19 protein-coding genes and 1 pseudogene are annotated in these 18,240 nt (G+C 48.0%); 16 read left to right on the top strand and 4 right to left on the bottom strand.

The features are described from left to right. Positions 1-31: 31 nt before the first annotated feature. Both GI364_RS01565 and GI364_RS01570 read left to right on the top strand, forming a co-directional pair. The gene (locus GI364_RS01565; protein ID WP_198851988.1) at positions 32-286 is read left to right on the top strand and encodes a hypothetical protein; all 255 of its coding nucleotides are present in this window, start codon (positions 32-34) and stop codon (positions 284-286) included. 38 nt (positions 287-324) lie between these two features. Further along, a complete protein-coding gene (locus GI364_RS01570) occupies positions 325-969 on the top strand; it encodes a YidC/Oxa1 family membrane protein insertase (RefSeq protein ID WP_198851989.1) in 645 nt (214 codons plus the stop codon). Between the two features lie 64 nt (positions 970-1,033). Here GI364_RS01570 and GI364_RS01575 read toward each other — a convergent pair whose 3' ends face one another. Together GI364_RS01575 and GI364_RS01580 are read right to left on the bottom strand one after the other, a co-directional pair. Continuing rightward, positions 1,034-2,152: a DUF1648 domain-containing protein gene (locus tag GI364_RS01575; protein ID WP_198851990.1), complete on the bottom strand. Its 1,119-nt coding sequence runs from the start codon at positions 2,150-2,152 to the stop codon at positions 1,034-1,036. Positions 2,153-2,159: 7 nt separating this feature from the next. Beyond that, positions 2,160-2,555 (bottom strand): GntR family transcriptional regulator, encoded by a 396-nt coding sequence (locus GI364_RS01580; protein ID WP_198851991.1) that lies wholly within the window; start codon positions 2,553-2,555, stop codon positions 2,160-2,162. A 258-nt stretch (positions 2,556-2,813) separates the two neighbouring features. On the opposite strand from GI364_RS01580, the gene GI364_RS01585 reads away from it, so the two are divergent. Together GI364_RS01585 and GI364_RS01590 are read left to right on the top strand one after the other, a co-directional pair. Then, positions 2,814-3,011, top strand: a complete 198-nt coding sequence (locus tag GI364_RS01585) for a sporulation protein Cse60 (protein WP_233095970.1) — start codon at positions 2,814-2,816, stop codon at positions 3,009-3,011. A 132-nt stretch (positions 3,012-3,143) separates the two neighbouring features. Next, a complete protein-coding gene (locus tag GI364_RS01590; RefSeq protein ID WP_198851992.1) occupies positions 3,144-3,296 on the top strand; it encodes a hypothetical protein in 153 nt (50 codons plus the stop codon). Positions 3,297-3,624: 328 nt separating this feature from the next. On the opposite strand, the gene GI364_RS01595 is transcribed toward GI364_RS01590, so the two are convergent. Continuing rightward, positions 3,625-4,239 (bottom strand): LysE family translocator, encoded by a 615-nt coding sequence (locus GI364_RS01595; RefSeq protein WP_198851993.1) that lies wholly within the window; start codon positions 4,237-4,239, stop codon positions 3,625-3,627. 171 nt (positions 4,240-4,410) lie between these two features. Here GI364_RS01595 and GI364_RS01600 point away from each other — a divergent pair, with 171 nt between their 5' ends. The 12 genes from GI364_RS01600 (at position 4,411) to GI364_RS01655 (ending at position 17,432) form a co-directional block, all read left to right on the top strand. Beyond that, entirely contained in the window at positions 4,411-5,277 is an 867-nt protein-coding gene (locus GI364_RS01600) for a LysR family transcriptional regulator (protein ID WP_198851994.1), read from the top strand. 224 nt (positions 5,278-5,501) lie between these two features. Beyond that, positions 5,502-5,915, top strand: a complete 414-nt coding sequence (locus GI364_RS01605) for an RrF2 family transcriptional regulator (protein ID WP_198851995.1) — start codon at positions 5,502-5,504, stop codon at positions 5,913-5,915. A 142-nt stretch (positions 5,916-6,057) separates the two neighbouring features. After that, on the top strand, positions 6,058-7,251 hold the full coding sequence (locus tag GI364_RS01610; RefSeq protein WP_198851996.1) for an MFS transporter: 1,194 nt from the start codon (positions 6,058-6,060) through the stop codon (positions 7,249-7,251). Positions 7,252-7,484: 233 nt separating this feature from the next. Further along, positions 7,485-8,702: an ROK family transcriptional regulator gene (locus GI364_RS01615; protein ID WP_198851997.1), complete on the top strand. Its 1,218-nt coding sequence runs from the start codon at positions 7,485-7,487 to the stop codon at positions 8,700-8,702. A 136-nt stretch (positions 8,703-8,838) separates the two neighbouring features. After that, positions 8,839-9,780, top strand: a complete 942-nt coding sequence (locus tag GI364_RS01620) for an ROK family protein (protein ID WP_198851998.1) — start codon at positions 8,839-8,841, stop codon at positions 9,778-9,780. 78 nt (positions 9,781-9,858) lie between these two features. Further along, positions 9,859-11,220, top strand: a complete 1,362-nt coding sequence (locus GI364_RS01625; protein ID WP_198851999.1) for an ABC transporter substrate-binding protein — start codon at positions 9,859-9,861, stop codon at positions 11,218-11,220. Between the two features lie 111 nt (positions 11,221-11,331). Further along, positions 11,332-12,222 carry a carbohydrate ABC transporter permease gene (locus tag GI364_RS01630; RefSeq protein WP_198852000.1) on the top strand — a complete coding sequence of 297 codons (891 nt, stop codon included), beginning with the start codon at positions 11,332-11,334 and terminating at the stop codon, positions 12,220-12,222. Continuing rightward, positions 12,219-13,055, top strand: coding sequence for a carbohydrate ABC transporter permease (locus tag GI364_RS01635; protein ID WP_198852001.1), 837 nt, complete (start codon positions 12,219-12,221; stop codon positions 13,053-13,055). The genes GI364_RS01630 and GI364_RS01635 overlap by 4 nt, the downstream gene beginning before the upstream one ends. Before the next feature lie 107 nt (positions 13,056-13,162). Further along, positions 13,163-14,290: an N-acetylglucosamine-6-phosphate deacetylase gene (gene nagA / locus GI364_RS01640; RefSeq protein WP_198852002.1), complete on the top strand. Its 1,128-nt coding sequence runs from the start codon at positions 13,163-13,165 to the stop codon at positions 14,288-14,290. Between the two features lie 53 nt (positions 14,291-14,343). Further along, on the top strand, positions 14,344-15,501 hold the full coding sequence (locus GI364_RS01645; RefSeq protein WP_198852003.1) for an MFS transporter: 1,158 nt from the start codon (positions 14,344-14,346) through the stop codon (positions 15,499-15,501). Between the two features lie 58 nt (positions 15,502-15,559). Next, on the top strand, positions 15,560-16,297 hold the full coding sequence (gene nagB, locus GI364_RS01650; protein ID WP_198852004.1) for a glucosamine-6-phosphate deaminase: 738 nt from the start codon (positions 15,560-15,562) through the stop codon (positions 16,295-16,297). A gap of 223 nt (positions 16,298-16,520) precedes the next feature. After that, positions 16,521-17,432, top strand: coding sequence for a helix-turn-helix transcriptional regulator (locus tag GI364_RS01655; RefSeq protein ID WP_198852005.1), 912 nt, complete (start codon positions 16,521-16,523; stop codon positions 17,430-17,432). A gap of 117 nt (positions 17,433-17,549) precedes the next feature. Here the strand turns inward: GI364_RS01655 and GI364_RS25285 are convergent. Further along, positions 17,550-18,002 (bottom strand): annotated as a pseudogene (locus GI364_RS25285) (alpha/beta fold hydrolase); the annotation flags it as partial. Positions 18,003-18,240 lie beyond the last annotated feature (238 nt).

Consider the following 18,240-nt stretch of genomic DNA (forward strand, 5'->3'; position numbering starts at 1 on the left):
GACTTTGACAGTTGGGGAGGGCAGATTCGACATGATAGATTTGCAGTGGTTTTACTTGCTCCCTCTGTTATCTGTCTTTGTCGGTCTCGCCTTGTATGTATGGCACAATCATGTAAACTCTCCGTTTTCTTCTTCGCGCCATCGCGTGGTGAGTGTACTCCGTCTTCGGCGCCCGGCCAATTCCGGATTAATGGTGCAGCCGATTCTCCTTATTATCCGCACTGTGCGTCGTAAGTTGTTACAAGTAGATGATGATAAGGCGCCTTCCTTTGTTCTGCTTTCATAGCGTTAAGATTTGAAGCAAACAAAAGGAGGACATGTCTGATGTATAGTATTATCAATCAGTTCTTTCACGCACTCTTATCCAATTTGGATGGATTTACTCATGATTGGGGTCTTGCAATCGTTATGTTTACGATTGGGATACGACTGCTGTTACTGCCACTCTCTTTTAAAGTCGCCAGAAGCAGCATCGCGCAGGCATCCCTAGCGCCGGAACTCGCGCAGTTGCAGAAATCATGGACTTCATCGAAATCGGAATTGATGCAGGCACAACAGAAGCTCATGAGGGAAAAAGGTGTAAAGCCGCTGGCATCTGTGAGTCTGTTAGTTCTGCAATCGCCGGTGTTCTTCCTGCTGTATAGACTATTTAGGCACTTGAACCACCCAGCAGCAACCATTCTGGTACCCTGGGTTCCGTACTTGACCGCTGCCGATCCGTTTCATATTGTCCCCATCGCAGCCGGTATTCTAATGGTTGTTGGTACATTCGTCACATACAGCCAGTCACACGTGGGCGGTGCACAAATACTCAGCGGGATTGTCAGCTCTTCAGTTATGATGGTTGTTTTATGGGGGGCACCCGTAGCGGTTGCACTTTACTATATTACTTCTGGAGCTTGGGGAACCTTGGAACGGCTTGTTTTCAAGAAATTGCTCCTTCCAAAGAACAAGATAATTTCAGCCTGAAGCTTGTTTAAAGCTCAAAACAGTACATGCCCGTTACCATCAGGGCATGTACTGTTTGTGTTCTCTAAAAGAGCGTTTTTCCAGTGATAATACCCAGTAATAGTAGGGCGGCGATGATAATTACAATCGTGATGAATACACTTGGTCGTCCAAAATTCACTGTGAAACCAATTCCAAATCGCTTTGGTACAAATAACGATGGGTCAGAAGGGTTGAAGTAGAACACTCCGCCTTTCCAGTACTTGTCGTCATCGATTTGTACTCTTGTAGAGTGAAGTGCCTCCGGTGAGACTTTTCGTCCAGTTTGGGCTGCCCGAAAAATCCAGGCGATACAAATCACCGTGCCCGCAAACGTCATCAGGAACGAGATTGCGGTTAACGCAACTACATGATTTCTTCCAATTCCCCAGATGGGAAGCAGACCCACTGTTAGGCCGACATTTGTCATGCTTAACATCACCCAAAGAGATTTCATAATTGCTTGACGCAGTGTCCGATAACGTCCGCGAGAAGCGTCTAGGCTCGCAGGGTCTAACCGCATTGGGAGTCGGTTAATGTTTGCGTGCGTTAGGAAGAAAACCAGCCACATGAAAAGTTCAATTCCGAGCATACCAAATACGCTCCAAACAGACTTATGTGCATATCCGTTGGCGACGCCGTTGGAAGCAAAGTGAATGGCGAAATGCGTTGGCAGGGAAGCATATCGAATGGATCCAATGCCAATACCGGCCACTATCCCAATCAGCCCGGGAAGTGACCAGACCAGTGAGACAGTATGTTGTTTGAGGTGGGCCCGCGTGTCGGCCGCAACGGTCTGCTGAAGTCCCTGATACCAAGATTCTGCAGTTTTCACCGATAGTAGACGCCCTCTGGCAATGTAGAAATTGGCTGCGTTCAGCACCAAGACACTCAATATAAAGATGATAGGTGCTGCCGGGCGCTCTGCCAGACCAGGGGCCGCGAAGGTTATAATACTTCCGCCAGCCAATGTCAGTGCCAGGATAACGACCCAGAGAACATAGTACAGCCTTTTGGCCTTCGCAATGACAGGTGACTTCGTGTGTACAGGCGGGATCCGGACACTAAACTGCGTCGTTTCAGGCGTCATCATAGGTACCAAAATAGATGCTAAATCAATGAGGACTGCACTGAATAGAATCTCTAACGAAATGATTGAGACCATGATATTTTCACTCCTCCGACTCGGACAAGTGAGTATTTCTCACTCGCTCCACTATGGCTTTACACTGCGCGACGACCTCCTGTGGACTCATACCTTTAACGAGCGCCTCAGACAGCCAAATCTCCGCGTTCTCCAACCACCGGTCGGGAAAATCTGGTTGACGCGGTTCAACCGATACGACGGCTCCCATCTTCCGACTCATTTTAATGACGCCTTCTTTGGCCAAAAGATCGTACGCCTTATTGACAGTGTGAAAATTGATTCCAAAATCTGCTCCTAATTGCCGCGTGGACGGCAAGGACTCATCAGGACGCAAGCTGTTGCGTGCAATGCCTAAAATGATTTGATTGCGAATCTGCAAGTAAATCGGAACATCACTGTTTATGTCCAGACAGATGTCCATTGGCACCCCTCCTGCCCGAATACTATTGTCACACTAAGTACATGTGTTATACAACATATATAACAAATATAACATTTTGCGTTCATTGTCAACTATATAGACGCCCAATCTTTGCGTTTGCGTGAGAACGCTCTAGTGCGTCCTCAATGCATATAATTTTGTCCGATAATGCATTTCAAGTCTGTCACGGCACGTATGCTACTAAATCGGGAATAAATGGTATGATAGCAAAGACATCAGGTAAAGGAGGTGGATGTGTTGGGTTTTGGATCAGTACCGACTACAAATCAGGTGAAGATTTTTCGAAGTACGAGTATCAATGACTTGGAAGAAAGTATCAACCGTTTCATTCAGGACTTCAGTTCCAACTTCTTAATTGACATTAAATACACAATGTCGAGCGTGGGGTCTTCAGAGGAGATTTACTCAGCATTGATTCTGTATAAAACGTCTTAAATCTGAGAGTCCTGTTTCGGTTCGCACAAAATAGAGTGTTCGTTTACGGACCAAATTGAGAATATACACATTTTTAGGGTGTTGAACTTTGTGTAGGATGCAGAAGAGGAATATGCAGGAGGTGGTGAAGGCGTGCTGACAATCGTATTTGGCTTTGTGGGATTACTCCTCTTTATCTGGTTCTTAGTTTCAATTAGAGAGATCAACCAGAATACTCGCCGCACAGAACAAGCCTTGCAGGAAGTCTTGACGTTGTTGCGTAATCGGTTCCCACATGAGGATTAACCGTCAGTGAGTGGAAATGGGCATTCTGTGACTCTATTGCTCTCGGACTTCCACAACCCTCAAAAATGGGCCATCCAGAGGATAACGAAAGGTGCGAAAGGAATCGGTTAGCTCTTCTGATGCCAAGATCCAAGGTGCTGTAATGCTGCCAAGAACTTTATTGTAAACGCTGGGAATATCATTGGGACCTATCAAAAGTCTCACCAAAAGCCAGGGGAAAATTTTGCTTGGACCCGCACCAAAATTCTCGCAGTAATGAGAAACATCGAATCCATCCGTCCTGCTCAATACAGAAAACAGGAACCCGTCAATTAAAACTTGATATCAATTAGTAGTGCTTAATTCCTCTCAATACAAGGTAAACGTGTTCCCATAAGATAGATAATCCCACATAAAAAAGCAGCACTGCCATTGCCTTGTTGAAGATTTGCATGATTCGTTGATTCATCACTAAACGATGCAGATACTCCCCGACCAACGCATACAGGGTTGGGGCGCCGACAGCCAAAAGTGCCAAACACAGAGACATGAACAAAATTTCTATGCCAGTCACACCTAAGGACGGAAATTGAATGACGGCAATCGGAAGAGTCGCAAGTATGGCTTTTGGGTTCAGTAGAGTCAAAAGCAATCCTTGTTTAAAGTCAGGAACCATGGCGTTCGAGGTAGCGTTCACATCAGTCTGCGCCCTAAATATCTTTACCGCGAGGTAGAGAATATACGTCCCGCCGAGTAAACTAATGTATGGCAAGTAGACCTTCTTCACAACTACCTGCCCTGTGTATCCAAACAATAGGAAGAAGAAACACATTGCACTCCCTACGCCAAGGAAATACCATACCGATTGCTTCAATTTATGCTGTAACCCTGCTTGGAGTCCCAGTAGATTGCCTGGACCCGGAGTGTACATGATGCCGATTGCATATAAAAAGACCCCTATCATTTTATACAACTCCTAATCACAGTGTCTTCGAGTACGAGGTAGCCAATGAATACGAGCTATGACCGTGAGGATCAGCACCGTACAAGAAGAGTGTACGTCCGTAATTGCATCATGTACAATTAATTAAAATGATAATATGAATCATATTTTGCGATGCTTGAGGAGAACCCAATGGACATCAATGCTTTTAAGATGTTTTTGGCGGTGGCAAACATGGGAAGTGTCACAAAGGCTGCGGAACACCTGAACTATGCTCAGTCGAATGTGACAAGTCGTATACAGCAGTTGGAGAAAGAATTGGGAAAGCCGCTATTTTATAGACATCACAAGAAGTTGACTTTGACGCCGGCAGGTCAAGAACTGCTGCCGTATGCCAATAAGTTGCTTCAAGACTTTAATGAGGTGATGGACGTCGTTGAGGACACCTCTATGCCTCGGGGGACATTGTCTATCGGTACTATGGACTCAACCGCAGCGGTTCGTTTGCCAAAAGTCCTTGCGCAGTATTATCGACTCTATCCACAAGTAGAATTGAACGTGGTTACGGCACCCACGGAAAAACTAGTAGATAATGTCCTACAATATACCCTCGAAGGCGCATTCGTAGACGGACCTGTCGAACATTCCGACCTCATTGAACACTTTGCCTTTGAAGAGCAACTCGTATTAGTCACGCCTGCGACCAATCAATTGTTCGAGTTAGAACGTATTTTGCACGAACCTCTTCTGACTGCATTTGTCCGCTGTCGCTATGTAGCCAGATGGCAGCGCTGGCTGCGGGATGAGGGGCATAAACCTATGAAAGTGATAGAATTTGGCATGATTGATACGGTGCTCAGATGTATAGAAAATGGGTTTGGAGTGGCGGTTCTACCGAAGTCTATGGTCAGTTCGTGGGTCGTGAAAGGGAGCTTCAATTATTATCCGTTACCGGATGGGTACGCTTCAATACCCACCATGTTCATACGCCGCAAAGACGCATATGCCTCGAGCGCTTTGCGTTACTTTACTACCCTGATTGACATCGAGTTAGATTGAATCTGGGGGTTATCTATTGACAATCATCTTGGACGTTCTCTCCGGTTTCATGATGGTCTGGTTCACCCGATTCTGAAACTCGTGTCCAATGATTTCCATCAACGTATCAATGAAAAACTAACAGGTGTTTAAAATATCTGGTGCTCTTTCAAGGTTTCACAGGATAACTAATTCGGTTTGACAAAGGAACTGTAATCGAATATATTTCAGTAAGGGGTGTTGATATGCACAGCGAATTTGCGATAGCCATTCACAGTTTGGTTTTTTTGGCCCATACGCCGAATCGACTGAGGACCAGCGACAGCATCGCGAATAGCATTGTCATACACCCGGTGCGAGTCCGCAAAGTATTAGCTCAGCTTCGAAAGCGTGGTTATATTCAGTCAAAGGAGGGTGCAAAGGGCGGATTTTACCTGAACAAAGACCCAAAATTCATTCATCTCGACGAACTGTATGCTATCTTCACAGAGGATTCGGTCGTGCCAAAGTGGCCGGAGGTGAATCCCCGGTGTCCAGTAGGGAGTCACATTGAGGAAAGCATGGAGTCGATTTTTGAAACAGTGGAGCAAGGGGTAAAGGAACACTTTCATCAATATACAATAGCGGATGTTTTAAATCGTATACAAGAAAAAGTATGAAATTTTTTACACACATAACTGTAATGTTTTCATTTACAGATATTTGGCTGCTGGTTCGTAGTGCGCCTGTAAAGACTGCCCGTTCATGTGTATAACTATTGCATTAACTGTAATAAAAAATATTACAAAAGGAGGTGTTGTCATGAAGTTTCGCAACCGTAACGTTTTATCATTTTGGACGGTAACATACACGCTCTGTGTTGTCATGATGGGGACTAATGTGCCAGCACCGCTTTACAGTATTTATAGTAGAATGTGGGATTTTTCAAGTGGCATGGTGACCCTGTTGTTTGCGACTTACGCCTTTGTTCTGGTTCCATCCAGTTTGCTTTTTGGACAATTATCTGACCGGTTTGGCAGAAAGAAAATGCTGCTAAGCGGAGTAGTGACAGCAGCGGTTGGAACGCTCATTTTTGCAATCGCTCATGAAACCTGGATGCTTTTGTTAGGACGTGCGATACAAGGTCTCTGTGTAGGCATTCTCAACGGAAGTGCCATCGCCATGTTGGCAGAGTTACGCCCGGGTCACCGTAAAGGGGCCTCATTTGCAGCCTCTGTCGCTATCGCATTTGGCACGGCTGCTGGCCCATTGATATCAGGAATCGTGGCTGAATACACGCCTTTTCCCGTGCGGATCCCGTATTACATGCACTTAGCCCTTCTTGTGCCGGCAATCATCGGCATCATGGTGACTAGAGAGACTCTGCAGCAACACTCCCGTACATTTCGTCTGCGCATACCCCGTGTGCCAGCGTCGATTCGATTTCCCTTTCTAACTGCCACATTTGTAGGTGTTTTTGCTTGGGCCGTTGCAGGGTTTTTTATGGTTGTTGCTCCGACATTTGTAACAAGCCTGGTTGGTATCCGTAATCTGGCTGTTTCAGGAGCAGTTGTGTTTTTGATGCTGGGATCTTCGACTATCACACAACTCCTGTTTAAAAAAACGGCATTTGCAAGGGCGATCTTCAGAGGGTTTGTGTTTCTGACTACCGGACTTGTGGGAGTAGCTGTCTCTATCCCCGCGCATAGTGTGTGGCTGTTGTTGCTAAGTACAGCCGCAGCAGGAGTTGGGCATGGCCCTGCCGCCTCGGCTAGTTTGGGGATGGTCACAGAGATGGCTCCAGCAGCCAGTAAGGCAGATGCTGTATCAAGCTATTATGCAATAGCGTATCTCGGGGTAAGTGTACCCGTTCTGGGTCTCGGACTTGTCGCAGAGTGGCTCGGAATGTACGGGGCAATCCTGGTTTTCTCAGTTGCTGTCATAGTGGGAATCTTCATACTGTCTCGGTTTATTCCGTTGGCATTGAAAGAACCCCAACTGATGGTTGCGCCATAAGTTCAACTATCTAGCGGTCCAATGAACGGTTTGATGTTTGTGAATCTGATACATGGCCCCACCGGGTGTGTACTGTTGCGGATGGGGCTGTGGTTGTCTGAAAGCCTAAGTTGGATAGAGTAAAAATGAACCAAAACTCAATATTAAAAAATGATTGACAATTTAGAGGGCTCTAAGGCATACTCCATGTATAAACTTCTTTCGACGAATGAAGTAAGAAGGAGAAGTCCAATATGGATGCTGCCAACAATGTCATTCTTCATGATATCAACACGAATTCCATATTCCGGCTAGTTCAGCATCAGGGGCCTGTGTCTCGCGTCGAGATCTCTGAACGCACCGGACTTGCAGCCAGCACGGTTTCAATGATTACAGGTGAGTTGCAGGGAAACGGATTTATTCGTGAATGTGGCTATGCAACTTCGACTGGGGGAAGGCGTCCGCGACTCTTGGAAATCAATCCGGATGGAGGGTACTTCCTTTGTGTTGACTTAGCTGGGTCAAATATTGCGGTAGGCGTGCTCAATTTGTCATTTGAGCTTGTGCACGAGTGGTCCTATGAAAAAACAATGGCCAGTGGAGAGAGTTTGTATCGCGAGATGGTAAAGTCCATTACCGAAGTTTTGACGTGGTGCAATGAAAACACTTTCAAAGTAATCAGCCTTGGTGTAGCCGCGCCTGGTTTGATGAACGCTGACACTGGCAAGATTGTGGAAGCGAGTAACTTGAATTGGCATGACCTGAAGTTAAATGAACTGCTCGAACAGGAGTTTCATCTTCCTGTAATTGTCGAGAATGACACAAACGCTGCGGCCTATGGAGAGTTTCTGTACGGTTCTGAAAATGCCAGCAAAGCACAAAACATGATGTACATAGCCGTCGGCACTGGTGTTGGCGGGGGGTTGATTATTGGCAGGGAGTTGTACAAAGGATCGCAAGGAATGGCTGGTGAGATTGGACACGTCGTAGTTCAGCCGAACGGACAGCTTTGCAGTTGCGGGAAAAAGGGGTGCCTGGAGACCTTGGTCTCTGAGTCATCACTTCTTCGCGAATATAACCATCAGACTCAAGCCAAGGCGGGTGACATTGAAGAACTGCTTGAACGCGCTGAGGCTGGCGACGCCTTGGCGAACACAGTATTTACAAGTGCGGGTGCCACTTTGGGCATGGTTGTCGGAAACCAGGTCAATATCTTGAATCTGGACAGTGTGGTATTTGGCGGTCAGGTCATTGCACGAGTTAGACCCATGTTTGAGACTATCGTCAAGAGCCTGAATGGTGTACTCCTTCCTGGTTTTGAAAGCAATTTGGAGGTGCGAGTTTCGTCACTTAGTTCTAGCGCTGGGTACGCAGGCATTGCGTACTCTAGCTTGACTAGCGTGATGGATAAGTATGGGTTTAAGCATCCCGTTATGTTGGAAGGGACAACGTTGTATTCACAATTTCCCTAATTTAAAGGAGGTGACTGGAAAATGCGTTCTCTGAGAGCGGCGAATGATGTCAGCGTACACAGGCAGACCTTGATGGCCGCCCGAAGGAGTGATCTGAAATGTATTTTGACGGTTATCGAGGGGTTCTGATATCAAAATGTCTTACGTGATTGGCCTTGATGTTGGCGGTACGACGATTAAAGGCGGAATTTTTACAACGACAGCGCAACCGTTGGCGGAGATTCGTTTCAGGACATACGACAAAAACAATGTGAGAGACGAGATACTGGCCAGCATGTCAAGTGTGATTCATCGCTTGGAAGAACAGGCGGACCGTCTTGGCCTCGGACGGATGGAAGGTGTGGGAATTGGTGTTCCTGGGTTCGTCAGTTCCAGTGAAGGCGTGGTTTATAAGGCAGCCAACCTCGCCCTGATAAACGTGAAACTGAGGCAGTGGTTTGAGGAACGTTTCAATGTCCCGTGCGTAGTGCAGGGTGATGCCAGAACGGGTGCCCTGGGAGAGTTTGAATTCGGCGCAGGCAAAGGTGCAGAATCCCTGCTGTATGTGGTGATTGGTACCGGTGTTGGGTCAGGAATGATTTTAAATGGCGAGATATACGAAGGCGTTCACGCTTTGGCTGGTGAGATTGGCCATACCATCATTCACCCGGATGGACAACTGTGTGCATGCGGGAAGAGAGGCTGTCTCGAAACCCTTGTGTCGGGTCCGGCTATTGTCAGAGAGTATCGAAATCGGACCGAGTCTCAGTCTGAAACTGTCCCGGAAATCATCACGAAGCGAGCAGAGGCGGGGGAGCAAGCGGCGCTGGATGTGTACAAAAATGTGGCAAAAACACTGGGTATCGCACTAGCCAACTATTGCACAATCGTCGATCCGTCCCGCATTGTCATCGGCGGCGGGGTTTCCCTGGCGGGATCGGTTTTATTCAATCCACTGCGTGAGTTTTTCAGAGCATACGCGTCTCCGGGAGCAGCAAAGTCAATTGACATTAGGCCCGCGTCGCTGGGAGACCGTTCAGGACTTGTTGGTGCGAGCCTGCTCGTGAAAAAGTCCTGGCAGATGGCTGGACGCCATTAAAGGGGGTGAAGCAATTCTGCTGCAATCGTCGCATGCTGTAACCTGCGTTTCCTAGATTCCTAAGGGGGGAAGATGTACATGAAATCTAAAAAGTTAATGAAAGTAATGGCACCTGTATTCATGGTTTCCTTGTCTGGTGCCGTGCTCGCTGGCTGCGGGACCAATAACCAGGCTGCAAACACGGGCAACGGATCACAAGCAAAGGCACAAAGCAGCAGTGACAAAGGCCCGCTGAAAATTATTATGTGGGTCAATCCTCCAGCCGTAGCGGCAGTGAAGAAGATTGACGCAGAATTTCAGAAGAAATACGGGGTCAAAGTCCAGCTTCAGACCACAGCCAATGACACATCTGGTTATAAAACACTGCAGCAGACGGCAGTGCAGGCGGGCACAGCAGACATCATGGCGATTCAGCCGTTTGATCCCATGCCGCAAAAAATGAACAGCAACAACATGTCAAAGACACAGGAATGGGCTGTGCATAACGTCTTTGTACCCTTGAACAATGAATCCTGGATATCCGACTTCAAGCAGAATGACTTGAATGCTGCGGCATACAAAGGCAAGGATTACGGCCTTGTGACAGGTGTCTACCAGACGGGGATTTTCTACAACAAAGCCATGTTCAAGAAGTACAATTTGAAGGTCCCGACCACCTACAATCAGTTTATTAGTGTGGCCAAGACACTGAAGTCGCACAATGTTACACCGGTTTGGACAGGACTTGCCGGCGGGGCCACCTTCTATACAGAGTTCATGATGTATCCGCTGCTGCAGGACATCTTTGCGCCAAGCCTGAACGGCGGCAGTGTCAGCACAGCACTGGCATCAGGCAAAATTAAGTGGACAGACCCGAAGATGCAGACGGTGTTCAACAGAGAGAAAAACATTGCATCCAATTACCTGGAGAAGAATTACGCGGGTCAGAACTGGCAGCAGATGCCTGGAGCATTTGCGGCTGGAAAAGCGGCCATGTTGCTTGACGGGTCTTGGGATTTGGCATCCGTTGAAAAGGCGAATCCGAACATGAAAATAGGATACTTCCCGCTTCCCGGAAGCAATACTGCTTCAGACAACAATTCGGTTGCAAACGCCGATTTGACCTGGACAATTCTGAACAACGGTAAGCACAAGGCCCTTGCGAAAAAATGGCTGGCGTTCTTCGCCTCAAAGAAGATCTACAGTCAGTATGTGGACATGACGGGTATTTCGCCAAGCGAAAGCGGTACCTTTAACAGCAAAACAGCAACCATCATGGGCCAGTGGTTTGGAAAAGGAAGACTGATTAAACAGACCGCAGACTGGCTGATTCCAAGCGGTCCCTATTACTTGCAGTCGAAAAACTTCTGGGCCGCACAGCTAAAAATGCTTCAAGGCGGTATGACGCCAACGAAGCTGGCTCAAAACTATCAAAAGTCTCAAGACCAAGCTTTGAAATAGTCTGAAGCAGCTATGATTTATCAAGCGAGTTAAAACGGTACGGAGTCCTCGCAGAGGGCTCCGTCAATGAAACCGTTGTCATATTCCAGACTAGATGAAGGAGTAATCCTCGTGAGTAACGTATTCGGTGGACGACAAAAGTCACTCATTTATCTGACAATGATTCCTGGACTGCTGGTATTCCTGCTTTTCGGGATTATCCCGTCGGTTTCCACGCTTGTCATTTCGTTTACGGACTATACGGCCATTCCAGGTGTGCCAATGCATTTCGTTGGCTTCGCAAACTACGTTCATTTGTTTGTGAATAACTTTCAGGGGTTCAAGCAGTCTCTGGTTGCAACTTTGGAATTTGCCGCCGGCGTGACAATTTTTCAGAATCTCTTTGGCCTATGGATGGCAAACGTACTGACAAAACGCTTTCCAGCCGTCAATTTCTTTCGAACACTTGTCTTTATGCCCGCGGTTCTGGGTGTGACAGTCATTGGTCTGATGTGGTCGCTGATTTTGACTCCGTCAGGAGGACCTGTGGCATACATTTTAAGTCTGTTCGGAACGTCGTCAGCATTCTTTGGTTCAAATACCTGGGCTATGCCCCTGGTTATCTTTGTGCAAATTTGGGCGAACCTTGGCTTTACAACCGTTGTGTACATCGCAGGCATCAACACGGTACCTCACGAGTTCCATGAAGCAGCGAAGATTGACGGGGCATCGGGATGGACGAACTTTTGGAAGGTGACCTTTCCAATGATCGCGCCCAGCGTGACGGTGAATGTGATTCTTGCGGCAGCGGGATCGCTTCGAACCTATGACTTGATTTATGTCCTGACGGACGGGGTGCATAACACAAACACCTTAGGGATGTACATGTTTAACACCGCCTTTGAAGGTTCCGGCAACCTTGGACTTGGAGCGGGCATCGGTGTATTGCAGTTTGTTTTGACAATCATTGTGGTCTTGGTTCTGCAGAAATACTTGAACCGCAGAGAGGAGGCCATGTCATGAGTTTCGCAAAGGAGAACCTGTCGAAACACTGGCTGAGACTGCTCATTGTGGTGGGTCTGGTGGTGGTTATCTTCTACTTCGGACCGCTAATCTTTGTGCTGAACATTTCCTTGCAGAGCCAGCAGCAGTTTCTGACTCATTCCATGTCTCTGCCGCATCCCATGAAATGGGGCAACTTTATTCAAGCTTGGCAAAAGGCGTCGATGAGCGAGTACTTTATGAACTCTATTGTCTATACTTTAGTTCCAACCGTACTTGCCCTTATTTTCAGTGCATTTCTGGCCTTTCCGATTTCAAGGAAATACATCAGGTGGTCAAAGCAACTGCACGCACTGCTGACCTCTGGCTTGTTTTTTCCCGTTGCGCTGATTCCCTTGTTCATTGAGGCGCGCTGGCTGCATTTATATAACAATCGTCCCGGCTACATGATTTTGCATATTGAAGATGCCATGGTGTTTGGTTTCTTCTTGTTTGTCGGGTATTTCCGGACCATCCCGAAGGAGTTGGATGAAAGTGCAGTGATTGACGGGTGCAACTACATCCGCTACATTATGACCGTCATTGCACCGTTGGCAAAACCAGCTTTTGCCACGATGGGTATTTATGCAAGCATTCAAATTTGGAACGATCTCATTGGCCCAGTGGTATTCCTCGCCTCGCCCAATCTGTTCCCGCTGTCAAGGGGTTTGTTTGCCTTTTACAGCAGTTATGCCAGCGAATGGACTCTCTTGGCAGCTGGTGTCCTGATTGCCGCAGCGCCTTTGATTGTCGCGTTCCTGTTTTTGCAAAGGTACTTTATTGAAGGTGCAACAGCAGGTTCGCTTAAAGGATGAGATGAGGGTGACGGCGTTTCAGGTTTTCTTAATAACAAAGTATTCGGTAACAAAGCAGTTGTAATGCGCGGTTTGCATTGGCGTCAGAGGGCGGGAGGTATCGAAGCGTGGAGACCACGATAATCAGCGGATCGATAAATGGAGTACAAGTGCAGATTAAGGTTGAAGACGGCATGATTCAACAAATAGGAGACCTAGCCAAAACAGACTTTACGGGTGCGACACTGATTCAGACCGACGGTGAGATTCTGCCTGGCTTCATTGACGTTCACGTTCACGGCGGCGGTGGAGCAGAAGTGATGGAAGGCACGGAAGAAGCGTTTGAGCAGGTGTGCACAACCCATGCCAAACATGGCACAACCGGACTGCTTTTGACCACGGTAACAAGTCCTGCAGCAGAACTGGATAAGGTGTTCTCAGCCTATCAGAAAGGACGCGTTCGAAACGGGGCAGAAGTCCTGGGGTTTCACCTTGAAGGACCATTTATCAATCCTGAGAAACCAGGAGCACAGCCGAAAGAGCATATTATCTTACCGAATACAGACTTGTTCAAACACTGGCAGTCCCTGTGCGGGGGCGCAATTCGGTATGTCACGGTCGCACCTGAGATGGAACACGCAGAGTCACTGATTCGATGGGCTGCAAACGAGGGCGTGATTGTTTCCATGGGCCACTGCAACGCAACTGCGGAGGAGGCGGCCCAAGGAATTGAATGGGGTGCAAAAAGCACAACCCATCTGTTTAACGCCATGAGCAGTGCGCATCACCGTAAACCGGGATTGGCTGGCACATCCCTTGGCGACAATCGGATTATGGCAGAACTGATTGCAGATTTGATTCACGTACACCCGTTGATGCTGACTGCGGCCATCCGCGCTAAAGGCTTACATCGCATTATGCTGATTACAGATGCGGTGCACGCTGCAGACATGCCGGAAGGGGAATATGTTTGGGGCAATCGGACGGTTCAACTCCGAGACGGTGCCGTAAGGCTGCCAGACGGGACACTGGCGGGAAGCACACTAACATTGGATCGGGCAGTTCACAATCTCCTTAGTATCCATGCACTAGAGCCTGCGGATGTGCCCCAAGTTACCTCAGGCAACCAATCGGAACTGCTGGGCTTGCCACACGGCCGCATTGCTGTAGGAGCACCTGCAAACCTGATTGCAGTCAATCAAAGTTGGGAAGTGACACACACCGTTGTTCGAGGCAAGCTCGTATATCGCTCCTGACCAATTGGCGTTTTGAATCTTAGCGAAGGCCTAAAGGCGGGATTATAGCCAACATGGCGAGACAGACTTATGCACGAATGTCGCTCTATTATTTCTTCTTTTACACAACCATCGCGGTGTTTGCACCGTACTTCAATTTGTATTTGGCATCGCGCGGACTAAGCAGCGAACAAGTAGGAATGGTACTGGCAGTCATACCCCTTGGCGGCATTCTGATGCAGCCCTTGTGGGGCATGATGAATGACAGGCTGCAAATTCAAAAGACAACCATCTTTTTGGCGCTGGTTGTTCCGGCCATTACACTACTTTTGTATCCACATTTGCACTCGTTTCCTGTGTATGTGCTGGGCACAGCCGTGCTTGCTGTGTTTCAATCCGTGGCTGTTCCTGTTGCAGACAGTATGACGATTGAGACAGCCGGAACAGGTCACTACGGCAAGATTCGATTATTTGGATCCCTTGGCTACGCCATCGCGGCAGCCATTGCCGCTGCATTATATAAGCACTATGGTGTCTCAGAGATTTCCGTTGTTTATGGTTTCACCGTCGTGCTGGCTCTGTTCGGACTCATCTTTTATCCGAAGCCTGCAAAAATGCACTCTGGGCATCAGAGACCTGCTCTGTTTTCGGGTATGATTGTTCTGCTGAGTAACAAGAAATTCTTGCTGATTCTGTGTTTTACCTTGCTGATTACTATTAGTCAAGCTGTGAACAGTAACTTCTTCACTCTTTATTACCATGCTCTGGGTCGGCCTATGGGCTGGCTCGGTATCATCTATGCACTGGGCGCATTGAGCGAGCTGCCGTTCTTTTTTATTATCGGCAGGTTTATCGGCAAGTACGGTGCAGAACGGATTTTCTTGCTGGGCGGGGCAATATTTCTGTTGCGGTGGATTGTGCTCTGTTTTGAACCTCCAACCTGGGTTATCGTCATGATGCAACTATCCCACGGGCTTTCGTTCACCCTGACCTTTACAGCTGGGGTGTCCATGGCTGCACAAGCGAGTGCACGGGATAACCAAGTCACCGCGCAGACCGTATATAACTCGGTGAATATGGGCTTATCGGCGATTATTGGAAGTTTAATCGGCGGCGTTGTCCTCAATCAATTCGGGCCGCGAGGACTCTACGGCTTTGCCGCAGCCATTTGCGTGCTGGGACTCATAGCCATGTTCGGTTTAATTCGCAGCACATCAGCCCGGTCAGACTGATGAACACTAAAAAGTGATGAAAAAGAACTTCTATTACTATGATACGAGGAGGTTTCCCATGGTAATCCGCATTTTTGACAATCAGGACGAAGCAGGTCTCTACGCAGCCTCTCTTGCCGAGCGAGCGATTATGGGCGCCGCCCATCCCGTCTTAGGGCTGGCCACCGGAAGTACTGTCATTCCATTCTATCGCGAACTGGTTCGACTGGTGCAGTGCGGGCTGGACTTATCTCACATAACCACTATCAATCTGGACGAATACATTGGGCTACCGCCTCATCACGAACAAAGCTATCATGCCTTCATGAAGCGGCACCTCTTCTCCCGCGTCAACATTCCTGAAAGCCAGGTGTTCATTCCCGACGGATCTGTTCCAGATTTGGCAGCTGAATGCGGTCGTTATGACGAAATTATTCGGGAATACCCGATTGACCTACAAATTCTCGGGATTGGGGTAAACGGACACATTGGTTTCAACGAACCGGATGACCTCCTCGTCTCCCGCACGCACGTGGTTGAACTCAGCGAGGAAACAATCCGCAGTAATTCCCGCTTCTTTGCCGATGTTTCCGAAGTCCCGACGAGAGCCATTACCATGGGTGTACAAGCCATTCTCCAGGCTCGTCAAATTGTTCTGATGGCGTTCGGTGAAGAAAAGGCACATATTGTAGCAAAGGCCATCCGCGGGGAAGTTCGTACAGACATTCCAGCCAGCATTCTGCAACTGCACCGCGACGTCATTTTTGTACTTGATAAAGGCAGTGCCAAGGAGCTCTCGCTCGCCAAGGACGCGTAATATTAGTATCTTGGCATATAAACTGTCCAACCTGATGTATCGAGTGGTCGTTCCGGGCCACACTGAAAATGGTCCTGCCGGGCTAGTGCGGTCTAAGTGAAAAACGAGACATAATAGGGGTAATGAAAATGGGTGAACTTCCGGGTGCGAGCTGCAATTTCGACGCTGCTAACAACCTGAATAGGGGCTGTACCTGGGCTCACTCAATATCGGAGTGACGAATGTGGTCTTCAAACGAAGTGCACTGTCTCGCCTGTTTTTAATTCGTGCTACGTTTCCCCTCATTATTCTTGCTGTGCTTGTATCAAATCAGGGCCCGCACTTTTGGTTGTTGGGCTTTTTCATTTTGAGTCTGCTGGATTTCATAGGCGGTATCATACAGTTGATTTGGAAGCCTGGCTTAATCGATTACAAGTTTGCGGCAGTGCGCGATGTCATTTATGCGGCTGCATTTTATCTGTTAGTTCTTCAAAACATTCATATACCGGCTATGATGCTCGCTCCGTCGGCGCTGGCCGAAGTGTTTGTGTTGTTCGGCTATAGGGTTTTTCTTCGAGCGTTTATCGCTGAGGCGTTGATGCTGGTTGTGCGAATGTCCACCGTTTATTATAAGTATCACTTTATTCACCCTAATTGGGCCATCATGATTTGTACCGCAAGTCTTGTGATGGGACTGTTGGGGCTGGAAATTAAGCGCATGGAAGAACTCCAGAGAGAGATTGTGCTACAACAGAGAGACCTGAAGGCTACGTTAGCCGAAATGGTGACGGCCACGCTGTCTTCCAGCGGTATTGACAAGGCTTTCATACAGCAAAAAAAGATAAATCCCATGCTTGAAGAGATCTGCGAGCAAGCAAGTTTGGCAAAGGGGAGGGAAATTGGGCAGCACCTGGCAGATGCCATTGCTGAGAGACAAGCAATCGCAGATTTGTTTACGTCGCGGGAGCTGGAAGTTCTTGAGATGGCAGTTGAGGAACAGTCCTACAGGCAGATTGCCGAGCAGTTGCAAGTCAGTCCGGGGACGGTCCGGGCACATGTGGCGAGCATCATGCGAAAAGCTGGTGTTCACACCAAGGACGATCTCGTTCACTGGGCCCACGACCACCGTTTGCTCTCTGTTGAAAAGAGTGTTTAGACAGGGAAGCAGGTAGAAATAAATTGGAGGGTTTCGTCCATGACGAAGGGAAGGTGTTCTTTGATGGTATGTCCACAATTCGGGATAGGTACGATTCGGGCCTGTGGTGCATGCCGTTGAAATGTTGAAAGGCCATCTTTGCGCATGTCTTCCTTGCTGTAAAGTTAGGTAGCCACCCTCTATCAGCACCAGCCCTTTGATTCTTGTGGATAAAGCAGGACTGCACATGCAGGCTGAATATGCTCCATAGGAATAGCCCCCAATGAAAGCTTGGTTCGCTTGGAGATAGTCTAACAGGGCCGTCCAGACTACCAGTTGACTGTTTGGCGAATAGTCCGTGCGGGGGTCATCGGATAATCCGTGACCAGGTGGATCGAACACAGCAATATTAAGGTCTTGATTAGCCACTAACTCGAACGCGATGAGCAGGGATTCTGCTGCATCACCTTGACCTGGACTGAGTATGAGCCAAGGCGACTCTGTGGACGTTTGGCGCGCTAGCACTCGGACTGTACCTTCCTTGGTGGGAACCGTTCGAGAGGCCACTTCATGTGGTAATTTGCTTCGCATCAGGTCTGACCTCCTTTTGTCCAATCATAACATCATCTGGGAAAGCAATCTTGGCGATTCCACACATCCTCTTTAAAGCACGGTAAGAACCCTTGCTTTTTGACTTTGTTATCTCTTTCTGTGTAACCCTATCTTTCACTCGAAGGTCTTAGAAAAAATAAGAACCCTAACCAATGGAATATCAGAACGACGTAATGCTACTTTCTCCTCAAGGTCAACGCGAGCAATGGTTGACTGA

It is taken from the genome of Alicyclobacillus sp. SO9 (genome assembly GCF_016406125.1).
Lineage (GTDB): Bacteria > Bacillota > Bacilli > Alicyclobacillales > Alicyclobacillaceae > SO9.

Bases quoted from the DNA above. Each gene is read 5' to 3' on its own strand.
- GI364_RS01565 (WP_198851988.1), top strand. From the start codon at position 32: ATGATAGATTTGCAGTGGTTTTACTTGCTCCCTCTGTTATCTGTCTTT.
- GI364_RS01570 (WP_198851989.1), top strand. From the start codon at position 325: ATGTATAGTATTATCAATCAGTTCTTTCACGCACTCTTATCCAATTTG.
- GI364_RS01575 (WP_198851990.1), bottom strand. From the start codon at position 2,152: ATGGTCTCAATCATTTCGTTAGAGATTCTATTCAGTGCAGTCCTCATT.
- GI364_RS01580 (WP_198851991.1), bottom strand. From the start codon at position 2,555: ATGGACATCTGTCTGGACATAAACAGTGATGTTCCGATTTACTTGCAG.
- GI364_RS01595 (WP_198851993.1), bottom strand. From the start codon at position 4,239: ATGATAGGGGTCTTTTTATATGCAATCGGCATCATGTACACTCCGGGT.
- GI364_RS01600 (WP_198851994.1), top strand. From the start codon at position 4,411: ATGGACATCAATGCTTTTAAGATGTTTTTGGCGGTGGCAAACATGGGA.
- GI364_RS01605 (WP_198851995.1), top strand. From the start codon at position 5,502: ATGCACAGCGAATTTGCGATAGCCATTCACAGTTTGGTTTTTTTGGCC.
- GI364_RS01610 (WP_198851996.1), top strand. From the start codon at position 6,058: ATGAAGTTTCGCAACCGTAACGTTTTATCATTTTGGACGGTAACATAC.
- GI364_RS01615 (WP_198851997.1), top strand. From the start codon at position 7,485: ATGGATGCTGCCAACAATGTCATTCTTCATGATATCAACACGAATTCC.
- GI364_RS01620 (WP_198851998.1), top strand. From the start codon at position 8,839: ATGTCTTACGTGATTGGCCTTGATGTTGGCGGTACGACGATTAAAGGC.
- GI364_RS01625 (WP_198851999.1), top strand. From the start codon at position 9,859: ATGAAATCTAAAAAGTTAATGAAAGTAATGGCACCTGTATTCATGGTT.
- GI364_RS01635 (WP_198852001.1), top strand. From the start codon at position 12,219: ATGAGTTTCGCAAAGGAGAACCTGTCGAAACACTGGCTGAGACTGCTC.
- GI364_RS01645 (WP_198852003.1), top strand. From the start codon at position 14,344: ATGGCGAGACAGACTTATGCACGAATGTCGCTCTATTATTTCTTCTTT.
- nagB (WP_198852004.1), top strand. From the start codon at position 15,560: ATGGTAATCCGCATTTTTGACAATCAGGACGAAGCAGGTCTCTACGCA.